The organism is Thermosynechococcus sp. QKsg1 (assembly GCF_031586415.1).
Taxonomy (GTDB): domain Bacteria; phylum Cyanobacteriota; class Cyanobacteriia; order Thermosynechococcales; family Thermosynechococcaceae; genus Thermosynechococcus.
Map to the genome: position 1 here is coordinate 1,444,871 of NZ_CP134200.1, position 16,144 is coordinate 1,461,014.

Annotated in this window: 16 protein-coding genes and 1 tRNA gene; 13 read left to right on the forward strand and 4 right to left on the reverse strand. The window is 53.4% G+C overall.

Annotated features, from left to right (window positions below; translation table 11 throughout):
• The first annotated feature begins 87 nt into the window (after positions 1-87).
• The 11 genes from RHP47_RS07230 (at position 88) to uvrC (ending at position 12,616) form a co-directional block, all read left to right on the forward strand.
• Complete coding sequence (locus tag RHP47_RS07230) at positions 88-1,374, forward strand: efflux RND transporter periplasmic adaptor subunit (RefSeq protein ID WP_310840081.1); 1,287 nt, start codon at positions 88-90, stop codon at positions 1,372-1,374.
• Between the two features lie 9 nt (positions 1,375-1,383).
• Complete coding sequence (locus RHP47_RS07235) at positions 1,384-1,803, forward strand: VOC family protein (protein WP_190278324.1); 420 nt, start codon at positions 1,384-1,386, stop codon at positions 1,801-1,803.
• Between the two features lie 55 nt (positions 1,804-1,858).
• Complete coding sequence (locus tag RHP47_RS07240) at positions 1,859-3,349, forward strand: leucyl aminopeptidase (RefSeq protein ID WP_286668552.1); 1,491 nt, start codon at positions 1,859-1,861, stop codon at positions 3,347-3,349.
• 11 nt (positions 3,350-3,360) lie between these two features.
• The gene (locus tag RHP47_RS07245) at positions 3,361-4,095 is read left to right on the forward strand and encodes a 16S rRNA (uracil(1498)-N(3))-methyltransferase (protein WP_310840082.1); all 735 of its coding nucleotides are present in this window, start codon (positions 3,361-3,363) and stop codon (positions 4,093-4,095) included.
• A 56-nt stretch (positions 4,096-4,151) separates the two neighbouring features.
• Complete coding sequence (gene rpsL, locus RHP47_RS07250) at positions 4,152-4,556, forward strand: 30S ribosomal protein S12 (protein WP_149819523.1); 405 nt, start codon at positions 4,152-4,154, stop codon at positions 4,554-4,556.
• A 71-nt stretch (positions 4,557-4,627) separates the two neighbouring features.
• On the forward strand, positions 4,628-5,098 hold the full coding sequence (rpsG, locus tag RHP47_RS07255) for a 30S ribosomal protein S7 (RefSeq protein ID WP_149819525.1): 471 nt from the start codon (positions 4,628-4,630) through the stop codon (positions 5,096-5,098).
• Between the two features lie 74 nt (positions 5,099-5,172).
• Entirely contained in the window at positions 5,173-7,248 is a 2,076-nt protein-coding gene (gene fusA / locus RHP47_RS07260) for an elongation factor G (protein ID WP_149819527.1), read from the forward strand.
• A 17-nt stretch (positions 7,249-7,265) separates the two neighbouring features.
• On the forward strand, positions 7,266-8,495 hold the full coding sequence (tuf, locus tag RHP47_RS07265; protein ID WP_149819529.1) for an elongation factor Tu: 1,230 nt from the start codon (positions 7,266-7,268) through the stop codon (positions 8,493-8,495).
• Positions 8,496-8,595: 100 nt separating this feature from the next.
• On the forward strand, positions 8,596-8,910 hold the full coding sequence (gene rpsJ, locus RHP47_RS07270) for a 30S ribosomal protein S10 (RefSeq protein ID WP_149819531.1): 315 nt from the start codon (positions 8,596-8,598) through the stop codon (positions 8,908-8,910).
• 30 nt (positions 8,911-8,940) lie between these two features.
• The gene (locus tag RHP47_RS07275) at positions 8,941-10,716 is read left to right on the forward strand and encodes a PDZ domain-containing protein (RefSeq protein WP_310840084.1); all 1,776 of its coding nucleotides are present in this window, start codon (positions 8,941-8,943) and stop codon (positions 10,714-10,716) included.
• Positions 10,717-10,729: 13 nt separating this feature from the next.
• A complete protein-coding gene (gene uvrC, locus RHP47_RS07280; protein ID WP_310840086.1) occupies positions 10,730-12,616 on the forward strand; it encodes an excinuclease ABC subunit UvrC in 1,887 nt (628 codons plus the stop codon).
• Between the two features lie 49 nt (positions 12,617-12,665).
• Here the strand turns inward: uvrC and RHP47_RS07285 are convergent.
• The 4 genes from RHP47_RS07285 to RHP47_RS07300 all read right to left on the reverse strand — a co-directional run bounded on the left by RHP47_RS07285 (position 12,666) and on the right by RHP47_RS07300 (position 14,882).
• Positions 12,666-12,737, reverse strand: a tRNA-Gly gene (locus RHP47_RS07285).
• 53 nt (positions 12,738-12,790) lie between these two features.
• Positions 12,791-13,123: a P-II family nitrogen regulator gene (locus RHP47_RS07290; protein ID WP_149819537.1), complete on the reverse strand. Its 333-nt coding sequence runs from the start codon at positions 13,121-13,123 to the stop codon at positions 12,791-12,793.
• A 40-nt stretch (positions 13,124-13,163) separates the two neighbouring features.
• Positions 13,164-14,288, reverse strand: a complete 1,125-nt coding sequence (locus RHP47_RS07295) for a sodium-dependent bicarbonate transport family permease (RefSeq protein WP_286625145.1) — start codon at positions 14,286-14,288, stop codon at positions 13,164-13,166.
• A gap of 261 nt (positions 14,289-14,549) precedes the next feature.
• On the reverse strand, positions 14,550-14,882 hold the full coding sequence (locus RHP47_RS07300; protein WP_315863028.1) for a YnfA family protein: 333 nt from the start codon (positions 14,880-14,882) through the stop codon (positions 14,550-14,552).
• A gap of 54 nt (positions 14,883-14,936) precedes the next feature.
• Here RHP47_RS07300 and RHP47_RS07305 point away from each other — a divergent pair, with 54 nt between their 5' ends.
• Both RHP47_RS07305 and RHP47_RS07310 read left to right on the forward strand, forming a co-directional pair.
• Complete coding sequence (locus RHP47_RS07305) at positions 14,937-15,926, forward strand: succinate dehydrogenase/fumarate reductase iron-sulfur subunit (protein WP_310840088.1); 990 nt, start codon at positions 14,937-14,939, stop codon at positions 15,924-15,926.
• A gap of 56 nt (positions 15,927-15,982) precedes the next feature.
• A complete protein-coding gene (locus RHP47_RS07310; protein ID WP_149819543.1) occupies positions 15,983-16,141 on the forward strand; it encodes a chlorophyll a/b-binding protein in 159 nt (52 codons plus the stop codon).
• Positions 16,142-16,144 lie beyond the last annotated feature (3 nt).

Here is a 16,144-nt window from a genome sequence, read left to right on the forward strand (position 1 = left end):
GATGGAACCAATAGACACGGTCAATGCTGCTATTCGGTGGGTCACTGTAACATAACGTTAGAATAGGCCAAGAACTGTAAGGCATTCATGGCAGCGTTTATCCCCTTTGTTGGTAAACCTTCTTCCCCTTGGCGATCGCTCGTGGTTGGGGTGATTGCTGCTGGTTTGATTGGCAGTGGTGGCCTACTGCTGTGGCGATCGCGCCAAACGCCCCTTGATTTAGATCGCTACACCGTACCCGTTCAAGACAGTCGCGATTTAGTCGCTCGCATCGCTGCCACGGGCAAAGTTGTCCCTGTACAAACCGTCAATATCAGTCCAAAACGGGCAGGTCTTCTCGCCGAACTCTACGTTGAGCAGGGCGATCAGGTCAAGGCGGGTCAAATCATCGCCCGTATGGACAACCGCGATGAGCAGGCGCAACTTGCCCAAGCCCAAGCCAACCTCGCCGATGCCATTGCCCGTCGCGATCGCGTGGTTGCCGGTAACCGTGCCGAGGAAATTGCCCAAGCCGAAGCCCAAGTGCGAGCAGCCGCCACCCGTGCTCAATTGGCAGAAGAACGCCTGAAACGCAATGAATTGCTCGCGGCTGAGGGTGCGATTCCCCGCGATACCCTTGATGAATTAAAAGCCAATCGGGATAGCGCGATCGCCAGTCTGCAGGAAGCCCAGAAGCGTCTGCAACTGTTACAGCGGGGTTCCCGCACTGAAGAGATCCGTCAAGCGGAAGCGGCCGTGGCTGCTGCCCAAGCCCAAGTCCAAGCTGCCCGTGCGGCTCTTGAAGATACAGTGATTCGCGCTCCTTTTACGGGCATTATTACCCAGAAGTACGCCAATCCGGGAGCCTTTGTGACACCCACCACCACCGCCTCTGCCACGACCTCTGCCACTTCCACCTCAATTGTGGCCATTGCCCAAGGCCTAGAAATTCTTGCCGAAGTACCGGAAGTGGATCTTGGCCAAGTAGTCGTGGGGCAACCCGTTGAAATCCGTGCCGATGCCTATCCGGGGGAAACCTTTGAAGGACGAGTGCGCTTAGTGGCACCCGAAGCCGTGGTGGAGCAAAATGTGACGTTCTTTCAGGTGCGGGTCTCCCTTGTTACTGGGTTGCAGAAGCTGCGCTCTGGGATGAATGTGGACTTAGATTTTCTGGGACAAAAAATTAACAATGCTCTGCTGGTACCCACCGTGGCCATTGCCGTTGAGCGTGGCCAAACAGGTGTTTATGTGGTGGGGGAAGACAATCGACCAAAATTTCGCCCTGTCACCATCGGCAGTAGCTGGCAGGATCAAACGCAAATTATCAGCGGCCTGAGGGCGGGTGAGCGGGTCTTTATTGATTTTCCGGAACGGCTGCGGCCAAAACAGGAGTAGTTTATGGGCTTGCACCACGTTTCCATTCGCACCGCCAATATTCAGCGGGCGATCGCCTTCTATGAATGCCTAGGCTTTACGATGGATGTCCGCTTTACCACGGGCTATACCCTTGCCTGTTGGCTCAAGGGCTGGCACACCCGCCTTGAACTTGTGCAAGTCCCTGAACCCCACCCTGCTGCTGACCCTTTTCACGATGAGCACTATGTTGGCTACTATCACCTCTCCTTTGATCTCAGTAATCATCCGCATCCTCTAGAAACCTGGCTCCAGCAAGTGGCGCAAACCTTGGCTGCCCAGCAATTGCCCTTTGAGCTACTCCTGAAGCCTAGTCAACAGGTGATTGGTTCCCACCTCTATCACGTCGCCTTTATCCGCGATTGTGATGGTCTACCCCTTGAGTTTTTGCAGTGTCTTGGTTCCTGCTGAAGTCTAAACCCCGATAAAATAAGGGGGTCGAGAGATTTTTGGGTCGTCCATAGGCATGCAACTGCAAACAACCACTACGGCAATTCCAGACTGGTCTGGTGATTTACTGGCGATCGCCGTCTTTCAAACGGAAGGCACCCTCACCCTTACAGATCCCTATACGACCCTCGATCAGCGCCTCAATGGCCTCTTACAAGAACTCATCAGCGAAGGGGAGTTTCAAGGCAAATCTGGCACCTCCCTGCTCATGCGCCTATTGCCCAACTTCCCCGTTAAGAAACTCCTCCTTGTCGGCTTAGGCAATCGCGATGACTTTAACCTAGAGACCCTGCGCCGCACTGCTGCGACCATTGCCCGTACGGCTCGCCGTGAACGCGCAAAAACATTAGGCATGGCACTGCCCCATGAGACTTTAGAAGTGGCGGATGCTGCCCAAGCCATTGCCGAAGGAGTTCTCCTTGCCCTCCACAGTGATGTGCGTTTTAAGTCGGATCCCGAAGCTCGTAAACTCCTGCCCTATCCAGAATCCGTCAGCCTGTTGGGTTTAGGGGAGCAAACAGCAGCCTTGACCCGTGCCCAGCAGATTTGTGATGGGGTGATTTTGGCGCGCGAACTCGTGAATGCCCCGGCCAATGAAGTGACGCCTGTCACCCTTGCGGAAACAGCTCAGCAATTGGCGGCTACCTACGGCCTCACGGCAAAAATTTTGGAGCGCGATGAGTGTGCCGCCTTGGGTATGGGTGCCTTTTTGGGTGTGGCTCAGGCGTCTGACCTACCGCCGAAATTTATTCACCTTACGTACACTCCCCCCGGCAACGTCCAGAAGAAGATTGCCCTCATTGGCAAAGGGTTAACGTTTGATTCCGGTGGCCTCAACCTCAAGACCCAAGGAGGCATTGAAACGATGAAAATGGACATGGGGGGAGCCGCAGCCGTTTTGGGAACCGCCAAGGTCATCGGTCAACTCAAACCCGCTGGCATTGAAGTTCACTTTATTATTGCCGCCACCGAAAACATGATCAGTGGCCATGCCATGCATCCGGGGGATATTCTCACCGCCTCCAACGGTAAAACCATCGAGGTCAACAACACCGATGCTGAAGGCCGCCTCACCCTTGCCGATGCCCTGGTCTATGCGGAAAAACTAGGCGTAGATGCCATTGTTGATTTGGCAACGCTGACCGGTGCCTGTATTGTTGCCTTAGGGGATAATATTGCCGGTCTTTGGAGCAACAATTCAGAATTGGCGCAAGCTCTGCAACAGGCTAGCGATCGCTCCGGTGAAAAATTCTGGCAAATGCCCCTTGAAAATAAATACTTTGAGGGTATGAAGTCCCAAGTGGCCGATATGAAAAACACCGGTCCGCGATCGGCCGGATCAATTACCGCTGCTCTATTCCTTCAGCAATTTGTCGATCACACCCCTTGGGCACACCTTGACATTGCTGGCCCTGTTTGGGCTGAAAAAGAGGATGGCTACAATAATCCCTGTGGGACGGGCTACCCTGTGCGCACATTGGTGGAGTGGCTATGCAGTCTCAGTTAGATAGAAACTGAATGCGATCGCCCCAGCGGTTAGTCGTCTCACCCTCACAAATCCAAGACCGACAGGTGTGGCTCACTCCTGAGCAAGTCCACTATCTCCGCCATGTCCTGCGCTTAAAAGATAACGATGTCATCTCGATTTTGGATGGCCAAGGCCAGCGATGGCGGGGCACGCTTGGTGTAAATGGGCAGACTGTCGAATTATTGGAGGCTGAACAGCAAGAGACGGAGCTCAGTGTAGAAATTATGCTCTGCCTAGCTCTACTGAAGGCGGCGAACTTTGAGCAGGTGTTGCAACAGGCAACGGAATTGGGGGTCAAGCGTATCATTCCTGTTCAAACAGCGCGATCGCTCCTGCAGCCGAGTACCAGCAGATACCAGCGTTGGCAGCGCATTCTCCAAGAAGCCGCCGAGCAAAGTGAGCGTCTTTATGTGCCTACCCTCAGTGATCCCCTCTCCGTTGCCGAAATGGTCAGCCTCACCCGCAAGGGCTACATTGCCAGTTTGAATGCCTCACAGCTCCTGTGGGACTGCTTGCCCCAGATGGATCTTTCCCAGCCCATTTATCTGGCGATCGGACCCGAGGGGGGATGGACAGCCTCAGAAGTGGAGCAAGTTTTGGCCGCTGGTTGGCAAGCATTTTCCTTGGGGCAGCGTACCCTGAGAGCCGTCACCGCCGCGATCGCCAGCCTGACCTTAGTGAGCCATTACACTGAGAGACACTGCGCAACAGCACAACAGCATTGACAACGCCACGGCCACCTCGATACACTAGAAGTTCGGTGAAATTAACGTAAGCAGCAATGCCCACCATCCAGCAACTGATCCGCCAAGAGCGGGAACTGTTGAAAAAGAAAACAAAATCTCCTGCCCTCAAAAGCTGCCCCCAACGGCGTGGGGTGTGCACACGGGTCTATACCACAACCCCCAAAAAGCCCAATTCTGCCCTGCGCAAAGTGGCACGGGTACGCTTAACCTCTGGCTTTGAGGTCACCGCCTATATTCCCGGAATTGGCCACAACTTGCAGGAGCACTCTGTGGTCATGATTCGTGGCGGTCGGGTTAAAGATTTGCCCGGTGTGCGCTACCACATTATCCGTGGCACGTTGGATACCGCCGGCGTCAAAGACCGTAAACAAGGTCGCTCCAAGTATGGTGCCAAGCGTCCCAAACCCGGTGAGGCTGCTGCTACCGGCAAGAAGAAATAATTTCCGTTCTCCTATCTCCTTGAGTCCACCCTTGAAATCTTAAACTTCACTAGAGCAAACAGCAAACACCTATGTCTCGTCGCACTCGCGCTCAAAAACGGCCTACTGCCCCTGATCCCGTCTATAACAACGTGCTGGTGAATATGTTAATCCAGCGGATTATGCTCAATGGCAAAAAATCCCTTGCCAGCCGCATTGTCTATGACGCGATGAAAACCGTACAGGAGCGCACCGGCGAGGATGCTCTGCAAATTTTTGAGCGGGCAGTAAAAAATGCAACGCCCCTAGTGGAAGTGAAAGCCCGCCGTGTGGGGGGTGCCACCTACCAAGTGCCGATGGAAGTTCGTCCCGATCGCGGCGTCGCCTTGGCTTTGCGCTGGTTAGTGCAATTTTCTCGCAAACGAGCCGGTCGTTCGATGTCCGCCAAGCTGGCTAATGAATTGATGGATGCCGCCAATGAAACCGGCAGCACCATTCGTAAACGGGAAGAAACCCACAAAATGGCAGAAGCCAACAAGGCCTTTGCCCACTATCGCTACTAAACCGTCACACGGTTCAAGAGTTGGATACAATTATTTAAGAATTCTAACGTAATGCAACAAACAAGGAGGTAGCTGTGGCACGGACGACCCCGCTAGAGCGAGTGCGAAACATCGGGATTGCCGCTCACATTGATGCGGGTAAAACAACCACAACTGAACGTATTCTTTTCTATTCCGGTGTGGTGCACAAAATTGGCGAAGTGCACGAGGGTACCACGGTTACCGACTGGATGGAACAGGAGCGGGAGCGGGGCATCACCATTACAGCCGCCGCCATCAGCACCTCTTGGAAAGACCACCAGATCAATATTATTGACACCCCCGGCCACGTGGACTTCACGATTGAGGTGGAGCGCTCCATGCGGGTTCTTGATGGGGTGATTGCGGTATTCTGTTCCGTCGGTGGTGTGCAACCCCAGTCAGAAACCGTATGGCGGCAAGCCGATCGCTACAGCGTCCCGCGCATCGTCTTTGTCAACAAGATGGATCGCACTGGGGCAAACTTCTACAAAGTCTATGACCAGATTCGCGATCGCCTGCGGGCAAATGCTGTGCCGATTCAGTTGCCCATTGGTGCTGAAGATCAGTTCAAAGGCATCGTTGATCTGGTGCGGATGCGCGCCAAAATCTACAAAGACGACCTTGGCAAGGAAATCGAAGATACCGAAATTCCTGCCGAGATGACTGAACTGGCGGAAGAGTATCGCACCAAGCTCATCGAGGCAGTTGCCGAAACCGATGATGCCCTCATGGAAAAATACTTTGAGGGGGAAGAACTCACAGAAGAGGAAATCCGCGCCGCCCTACGCAAAGGGACGATCGCTGGCACCATTGTGCCGATGCTCTGTGGCTCCGCCTTCAAAAATAAAGGCGTGCAATTGCTCCTTGATGCCGTGGTGGACTATCTGCCAGCGCCCATTGACATTCCAGCGATTAAAGGTCATCTGCCCGATGGCACAGAGGTAGAGCGGGCTGCCGACGATGATCAACCTCTAGCGGCATTAGCCTTCAAAATCATGTCGGATCCCTATGGCCGCCTCACCTTCGTGCGCGTTTATTCCGGTGTTCTCAAAAAAGGCAGCTATGTCCTCAATGCCACTAAGGGCAAGAAAGAGCGCATTTCTCGTCTGATTGTGCTCAAAGCCGATGAGCGGATTGAAGTAGATGAACTGCGAGCCGGCGATTTAGGAGCTGCCTTGGGTCTGAAGGAAACCTTCACGGGGGATACCCTCTGCGATGAAAGCTCGCCCGTGATTCTTGAATCGCTCTACATTCCAGAGCCAGTGATTTCCGTGGCTGTGGAACCCAAAACCAAGCAGGACATGGAAAAACTCTCCAAAGCCCTGCAAGCCCTCTCTGAGGAAGACCCCACCTTCCGCGTCAGCGTTGATCCTGAAACCAACCAAACCGTGATTGCGGGCATGGGGGAACTGCACCTCGAGATCCTTGTGGATCGGATGCAGCGGGAGTTCAAAGTGGAAGCCAATATTGGCCAACCCCAAGTGGCCTACCGCGAAACGATTCGCAAACCTGTCCGTGCCGAAGGCAAGTTTATCCGTCAAAGTGGCGGTAAAGGCCAGTATGGTCACGTTGTGATTGAAGTAGAGCCTGCCGAACCCGGTACTGGGTTTGAATTTGTCTCCAAAATTGTTGGTGGTGTCGTCCCCAAAGAGTACATTCCACCCGCTGAGCAGGGAATGAAGGAAGCCTGTGAATCGGGGATTTTGGCAGGGTACCCAGTGATTGACCTCAAGGTCACATTAGTGGATGGCTCCTACCACGAGGTTGACTCCTCAGAAATGGCCTTCAAAATTGCTGGCTCCATGGCCATTAAAGAGGCAGTGATGAAAGCCAATCCGGTGCTGCTGGAGCCAATGATGAAGGTCGAGGTCGAGGTTCCAGAAGAATTCCTTGGGACAGTGATGGGAGACCTCATTTCCCGTCGCGGTCAAATTGAGGGACAAACCGTGGAAAATGGCATTGCCAAAGTGACGGCAAAAGTCCCTCTCGAACGGATGTTTGGTTATGCCACTGACATTCGCTCGAATACCCAAGGTCGGGGAATTTTCTCGATGGAATTTAGCCATTACGAGGAAGTCCCCCGTAATGTGGCTGAGGCGATCATTGCCAAAAATAAAGGGAACGCATAGTCTATACGAGGAACAACATGGCACGCGCTAAATTTGAACGAACCAAACCCCACGTTAACATCGGTACGATTGGTCACGTTGACCACGGTAAAACCACACTGACCGCAGCCATTACCATGACATTGGCTGCCCAAGGGAAAGCTCAGGCTCGCAAATACGATGAGATTGATGCTGCCCCTGAGGAAAAAGCCCGTGGGATTACCATCAACACGGCTCACGTGGAGTATGAGACCGAAAAACGTCACTATGCCCATGTGGATTGCCCCGGCCACGCTGACTATGTGAAAAACATGATCACGGGTGCCGCCCAAATGGACGGTGCTATTCTCGTGGTGGCCGCTACTGATGGTGCGATGCCCCAAACCAAGGAGCACATTCTCTTGGCTCGTCAGGTGGGGGTGCCCAGCATTGTTGTCTTCCTGAACAAAGTGGACATGGTGGACGACGAAGAACTGCTGGAGCTGGTGGAACTGGAACTGCGGGAACTCCTCAGCGAATATGAATTCCCCGGTGACGAAGTGCCCATCATCCGTGGTTCGGGTCTGAAAGCCCTTGAAGCCATGACCGCCAATCCAAAAACCCAACGCGGTGAAAATGAGTGGGTCGATAAAATCTACGAGCTAATGGATGCCGTGGATAACTACATTCCCACCCCTGAGCGGGATGTGGATAAGCCCTTCCTGATGGCCGTAGAAGACGTGTTCTCCATTACCGGTCGGGGTACCGTGGCCACGGGGCGGATTGAGCGCGGTCGCATTAAACTCAACGAAACGGTTGAACTCGTGGGTCTGCGGGAAACTCGCACAACGACGGTCACCGGTATTGAAATGTTCAAGAAGAGCCTCGAAGAGGGGATTGCCGGTGACAATGCTGGTTTGCTCCTGCGCGGCCTGAAAAAAGAGGATGTGGAACGGGGAATGGTGATTGCCAAACCCGGCTCCATTACGCCCCACACCCAATTTGAGGGTGAAGTGTACGTGCTCACTGAAAAAGAGGGTGGCCGTAAAACCCCCTTCTTTGCCGGTTACCGTCCGCAGTTCTATGTGCGTACCACCGATGTGACCGGTACGATTACCTCCTTCACCGCTGATGATGGTAGCGCCGCTGAAATGGTGATGCCTGGTGACCGCATCAAAATGACCGTGGAACTGATCCAGCCCATTGCCATTGAGCAGGGGATGCGCTTTGCCATCCGTGAAGGTGGCCGGACGATTGGTGCGGGTGTTGTCTCCAAAATCCTGAAGTAGTTGATCTTATGGCCGCTAGCCTTTCTGTGGTGTTGGCGGCCTTTTTTTGTCTGAATTTTGTCGGATTGTCTCTGAACCTTGACAAGTAAGGAAGATTCCTATGGCTGCTCTACAACAGAAAATTCGTATTCGCCTTAAGGCCTTTGATCATCGCTTGCTCGATACTTCCTGCGATCGCATTGTCGATACTGCAAAAAGAACCGGCGCTTCCCCCGTTGGCCCAATTCCCCTACCCACTCGCCGTCGAATCTATTGCGTCCTGCGATCGCCCCACGTGGATAAGGACTCACGGGAGCATTTTGAAACCCGTACCCACCGTCGCATACTCGACATTTACCAACCTTCACCGAAAACGATTGATGCCCTGATGAAGTTGGACTTGCCGGCGGGCGTAGATATTGAAGTGAAATTGTAAGCGTCGCCAAAGTTCACTACACTGGGGGGTATGACGCATACGATCATTCATCCTTCCCCCTCTGAGTCTTCTCTTCAGCCCCCTGCCATGGCCTACAGAATCAACTGCCAGCAGGGGCATACGCATCTTTTATGGGTAACGCTGCGGCTAACGGCACCGCAAACCGATGTTCTTGATCTGCACTTGCCGGTGTGGACGCCGGGTTCCTACCTTGTGCGCGAATATGCGAGGCATCTTCAGGACTTTACAGTAACGGCCGCCGACGGTACCCCCTTGGAATGGTGGAAGTGTGCCAAGAACCAGTGGCAGGTGGCCTGCACACCGGGTCTAGAACTAGAAGTGCGCTATGCCATCTATGCCCATGAACTGTCAGTGCGCACCAATCATTTTGATCCCAGCCATGCCTACTTCAATCCGGCAGCGGTCTGTCTCTATGTGCCAGAATATCGCGATCGGCCCCTAACAGTAACGATTGTGGCACCGCCGCACTGGCGGGTGACGACTCCGCTTGAACCCTTTGGCGAGGATGGCTTCACCTTTTGGGCAGCAAATTACGATCTGCTGGTGGATAGCCCCTTTGAGGTGGGTACCCACCCTGTTTATGCCTTTGAGGTGGACGGTAAACCCCATGAATTGGCGGTGTGGGGCAAGGGCAATTTTGAGCCGCAGCGGGCGATCGCCGACATGCAGCGGATCATTGAAACAGAGGCAAGTTTCTTTGGCGGCCTGCCCTACGATCGCTATGTCTTTATTTTGCACCTTACCCACAAGGGCTACGGCGGTCTGGAGCATCTCAATAGCTGCTCGTTGATCTTCCATCGCTTTGGCTTTCAGCAAGCGGAGCAGTATCGCCGCTTCCTCTGTTTAGTGGCCCATGAGTTTTTCCATCTTTGGAATGTCAAGCGCATTCGCCCCCAAGCCTTTGAAATCTTTGATTACGACAGCGAAAATTACACCACCAGCCTCTGGTTTGTGGAGGGGATAACCAGTTATTTCGACCAACTGATTCCCCTCTGGGCAGGGTTATTTGATGCTGCGGCCTATCTTAAGCTGCTGAGCGAAAGTCTGAATCGCTATTTACACACCCCTGGTCGTTTTGTTCAGTCCCTTAGTGCTGCTAGCTTTGATGCGTGGATTAAGCTCTATCGCCCCGATGAAAATAGCATTAATTCGCAGATGTCCTACTACCTAAAGGGAGAGCTAGTGGCACTACTGCTGGATTTGCGGATTCGCCTTAATTTTAATCACCAGCGATCGCTCCTCGATGTCCTGCGGCGGTTGTGGCAGCAGTATTGCGAGACAGGTCAGGGCTATACTCCCGATGAGCTGTGGGAAACGATTGAAACCGTTGCCGATGAAAACCTTGGCACATGGCGCGAGCAATTCATTGAAGGAACCGTAGAACTCCCCCTTCAGGAGTGGTTGGCTAAAGTGGGTTTGGAACTGGTGCCCCAAGACGCGCTGCCCTATACGGGACTTCAGTTTAAGCAGGAACATGGCGCTCTGCAAATCAAGGCAGTGCTGCGGGACTCCCCGGCTGAACAGGCAGGCTTGGTGGCTGGGGATGAAATCATTGCCCTCAATGGGTGGCGCGTCAAGGCGGAGGACTGGTCAGAGCGATTGCGGGAATACCCAGTGGGAGAGACGATTCACTTGACATGGTTCCATGATCAGCAATTGCACTCAGGAACATTGATGTTGGGAGACCCTCAGCCCCGCTATCAGGTGCAGTGCCGTGCCGATGCCACGCCGAGTCAGCGGGCACATTTAGAAGCTTGGTTGGGAGCCACAGCGGCGCAGCTCTAGGGGAGGTGGCAGCATGCTTCAGCCCTTGATTCAGGATCGCGATCGCTTGGAACAGATCTTGCGGCAACTGCCCTTGACTCCCGGCGTTTATTTTTTCAAGGACAAGACGGATCAAATTCTCTACATTGGCAAGTCCAAACGCCTGCGATCGCGGGTGCGCTCCTATTTTCGTGAGCCAGCCCAATTGGGGCCGCGCCTTGAATTAATGGTCTATCAGGTGGCGGACATTGAATTCATCGTCACCGATACGGAAGCCGAAGCCCTTGCCCTCGAAGCCAATTTAATCAAGCAGCATCAGCCCCACTTTAACGTTCTCCTCAAGGATGACAAGAAATATCCCTACGTCTGTATTACGTGGTCAGAACCCTATCCCCGCATTTTCATTACCCGCAAACGCCAATTGGGTAATGTCGGCGATACCAGCAGTGATGCTCCCAAGGATCGCTACTATGGCCCCTATGTGGATAGCTTTCGCCTGCGCCAAACCCTTGCCCTTGTGAAGCGGCTTTTTCCACTGCGGCAACGTCCCCGCCCCCTTTTCAAGGATCGCCCCTGTTTGAACTATGACATTGGCCGCTGTCCGGGGGTCTGCCAAGCCCTGATTTCACCGCAGGAGTATCGGCAAACGCTCCATAGGGTGGCGATGATTTTTCAGGGACGCACAGGGGAACTGGTGGCACAGTTGCAGGCACAAATGGTGCAAGCGGCGGCGGATCTGAATTTTGAACTGGCAGCCCGACTGCGGGATCAAATTCGTGGCCTTGAGCATTTAGGCGTGGATCAAAAGGTGTCCTTGCCTGATGACACGGTGTCACGGGATGCCATTGCCCTTGCCTTGGGCGATCGCCATGCAGCCATTCAACTCTTTCAAATTCGTGCGGGTCGCTTGGTGGGACGTTTGGCTTTTGTTGCCGATGCCCAAAGTGGCAGTGTCGGCACGATTTTGCAACGGGTGCTTGAAGAACACTATGCCCAAGTGGATGATGTAGAAATTCCCAGTGAAATTTTGCTGCAACATCCCCTCCCCGAGGCGGATCTGCTGCGTACCTACTTGAGCGAAAAGAAAGGCCGCGCCGTCACCCTCACTGTCCCCCAACGCCAAGCAAAAGCCGAACTGATTGCCATGGTGCAACGCAATGCAGAATTAGAATTGGCACGCATTCAACAGGCCAGCGATCGCACCCAAACGGCTCTTGAAGATTTAGCCCAACTCCTTGGCCTTGACACCCTGCCCCACCGCATTGAGGGCTACGACATTTCCCACATTCAAGGGTCTGACGCCGTGGCCTCACGGGTTGTTTTTATTGATGGCTTGCCCGCCCAGCAGCACTATCGCCACTACAACATCCGCAACCCTGAAGTAAAACTTGGCCACTCCGACGACTTTGCCAGTCTTGCTGAGATTCTCCGCCGCCGCTTTGCCCCCTATCTTGAGGGCAAGGGTGACCCTCCAGAGGCTGATGACTGGCCCGATGTGATCCTCATTGATGGCGGCAAGGGGCAACTGTCCGCCGTGGTTCAGGTGTTGGAGCCACTCCTAGACGATCTCACCCTTCTCAGCTTGGCCAAACAGCGGGAGGAGATTTTCCTACCCCACCACCGCCAGCCTCTGCCGACCGATCCAGAGCAACCGGGGGTGCAATTGCTACGCCGCGTCCGCGATGAGGCTCACCGCTTTGCCCTGAACTTCCACCGTCAAAAACGTGCCCAACGCCAACGGCGATCCCACCTCGACCAAATTCCCGGCTTGGGCTATCAACGCCAAAAGGAACTCCTCGCCACCTTTCGTTCCATTGACTACATCCGCATGGCCACGCCCGAACAGTTGGCGCAGGTACATGGGGTCGGCCCCCGTCTGGCGGAAAAAATTTACCGCTATTTTCATGCTGATACCGATTAGCAAAGAGCTAAGTGCTTTTCAAAAAAGGGCGATCGCTTGCTATTTCAAAAGCGGGTAACGCGATTCGAACGCGCGACATCAACCTTGGCAAGGTTGCGCTCTACCACTGAGCTATACCCGCAACAGATTCTTAGCTTAAAAAATTAGGAGGCGTCTTGTCAAGCCCCAGAAATTTCAGCAGCCCTCAGGACCACAAAAGCTGTGGGCGTACAACACTTCGGCATCGTAGATGTAAGCAATGCCTGCATAGTCGTTGAAAAACTCGACTGCCACCCGATCCACAATTTTTTCGGCCATTTCCCGCGTCTGGGTGAGTACCTCAAACTTGATATTGGCTTGGGTATCGGAAACGCTGGGTTGACCAGAGGAGCGCACATTGCGACTCCCTTTGCCGCTGGTTTCCATCACGGTGTAGCCAGTCGCCCCGGCCTCATCAATGATTTGGGCAATTTTTTTCAAGAGAATCTTCTCGGTCACAATCACGAGCTTCTTTGCTGGCTTGGCCATTCTGAGTACCTCCTTGAGTGAAATTGGCGCGTTTGGGTCACTAGCTGCCGCCCATGATTGCTTGGGCAAGGCCAAGGTAAAGCGGAATTCCTAGGCCGATGGCAATGGGAGTCCCGATCGCGGTGGAAGCACCAATATAGGCGGAAGGGTTAGCGGAGGGAATCCCTGCCCGTAATGTTGGCGGCCCAGAAATATCGGAACTAGAGCAGGCAATCACGGCTAGAATCACCACACCCCCAAGGCTAAAGCCAGTGACATAGTGGGCAATCATTCCCAAACCAAAGGCAATCAGGCCATGCACCAGCGGTGCTACGACGGCATAGACCACATACCACTGAGCGACTTTGCGCAACTCACCCAAGCGTGACCAAGCCTCCATCCCCATAACGAGCATCAACACCGAGAGTAAACCGCGAAACAGAGGGTTGTAAAAACTCTCATAGACACTGTCGGGACGGGTAAAGATGCCCAAAGCAACACCCAGCAGCAGTGCCGAAAGGGCTGCCCCTTGCAGACTTTCTTTGACAATCGGCCAGATTCTGACTCGTTTGCTTTGTTGACTGCGGTACTCACTGGCACTGCTGGGGTACTCACTCGTGCTCCCGGCATAACCTGTGGCGCTCCCTGCACCCGCATAGGCACCAACGGCGCTGAGGGAAGCCGGCGCCTTTTTCTCCTGTTTTTTCTTGAGGTAAATGCTGGCAACGACAATGGCTGTCACCAGAGCCGGAATATCCATGAACGGATACAGTGCGGCTGCCCAAGGTTCATAGCTAATTTTCTGCGCCTCCAGAGCCGTTAGCGCTGCTGCCATGGTCGAACCACTCACAGCCCCAAATAAACCTGCGGTAGCGATCGCGTCAACGGTTTTGACCTTCGGCAGCTTTGCTAAGGTATAACGGCCAATAAATACAATGAGAATCCCCATCGCCACAGCAAAGAGTGCTGGCAAGAGCATCTCCTGTAGGTTGGAACTGCGAATCGCAATCCCACCGCTGAGGCCGACTTTCATTAGCAACATAAAAATAATGAACTTATAGATGGCATCGGGAATCTGAAGTTGACTGCCCAGCGCTGCAATGACCATGCCCCCCAGCAAGAAGCCAAGGGTAGGCGACTGTAATTGCTTGACAAAATCTTGCAAAAACTGACCGGGAAAATCCACAGTACTATTTCTTCTTAATTATCAGGGGCTATCCATGGGGCTGTAGATGTTGAAGTTGATAGAAGACTATTTGGGCGATTGCCACCCCTGCATCCGTCGGTCAACGGCGCAAATATAGTCTTTTATCTATTCAATCTTTTTGATTTGCTTGCCTTACTCTATAGCAAATTCTTCAGCAAAACACACATTTAATAAACATTACTTTCAAATAGATTAAATAAGCCCAGCTTATAGAGTGACCTTGGGGCGATCGCGACGCTGTCAATGGCTTCTTGGCGCGTACATGATAATCAGCGTTCCGAGGAGGGCAACCCCAGCACCGAGCAAATCAAACTTATCGGGGCGCACCTTATCAATTCCCCAACCCCAAAACAGAGCCACCAGCAGGAAAATACCACTATAGGCAGCCTGAACACGACCGAAATGCGCAGGTTGCAGCGTCGGTACCATGCCATACATAAAAAGGACGATCGCCCCTGCTAAGGCATACCAAATGCTTTTATGCTCCCGTAGCCACAGCCAGACAAGATAGGCTCCCCCCAGCTCTAGGAGGCCTGTGATCAGAAAGTAAAGTAGGGATTTTGCAACTTTCATCATCGCCGCAGTGCTTGCTATACACTGGAAACTACATTGGGCTGACGCCAGCATATGACAATTCAGTTGACGATTCGCCGCCAAGCACCCAACAAGAGCGCCTATTGGCAAGCCTTTGAACTAGAGATTGATCCTTCCCTCACCATTCTTGATGCCCTCATTCAAATCAAGGGATACCAAGACGGTAGTCTTAGCTTTCGCAAGAATTGTCGAAACACCATCTGCGGCAGTTGCGCGATGACGATTAATGGTCGTTCTGCCCTTGCCTGTCAGCAAAGTATTCATGCCGAGTTAGCCAATAGTCCTGTTCCCAACCAAATTGCGATCGCCCCCTTGGGGAATTTGCCTGTCCTCAAAGACCTTGTCGTAGACATGAGCGATTTTTGGCAAAAACTTTCAGCCGTCAATCCTTATGTGGGTAGAGCGGCACGACAAGTGCCTGAGCGGGAGTTTCTCCAATCCCCCAGCGATCGCGCCAAACTCAATGCTGCGGGTAACTGTATTCTCTGTGGTGCCTGCTACGGTGCCTGCAATGCCGTGGAAGTCAATCCCGACTTTGTTGGCCCCCATGCCCTTGCCAAAGCAGCTCGCCTTGTGGCCGATACCCGCGATCGCGAAACTGACCAACGCCTGGACCAATACAACACTTCTACCAGTGGCGTGTGGGGCTGTACCCGTTGTTTTAATTGCAATACAGTGTGTCCCGTGGGCGTGCAACCCCTCGATCGCATTAGTGAGATCAAGCAGGCGATCCTAGGACGCTCAACAACAGCAACCCGCAATCAAGACCGTCCTGTGCGCCATCGGCAAGTACTCTTGGAACTAGTGAAAGAGGGTGGCTGGGTGGATGAGCGGCAATTTGGCCTACGGGTGGTGGGCAATCGCTTTCGAGATGTCGGCGGGGTTGTCAGCCTTGCCCCCTTAGGCTGGCGGTTATTGCGGCGCGGCAAGTTTCCACTGCGATTTGCAAAGTCTGCCGCTCAAGCCCAAATTAAGGCAGTGATCACCGCCCTACAGCAGCAACAGCCCTCTTCTAAAATGTGAGTACAAAGTGAAGGCTCTATGCCAAGCTAAAGAAGTTGTTTTGCATACCTAACACCATGAGTGAACCGACGCCCGATGATTTGACCCCACAATTTGGTTGGTCGCGCTATGCGGAGCTGATCAATGGCCGCTTTGCCATGATTGGCTTTATTGCCCTGCTGGTGCTCGAGTGGGTGACTGGCCAAGATTTCTTTACGTGGGTGGGCTGGCGATAGGTT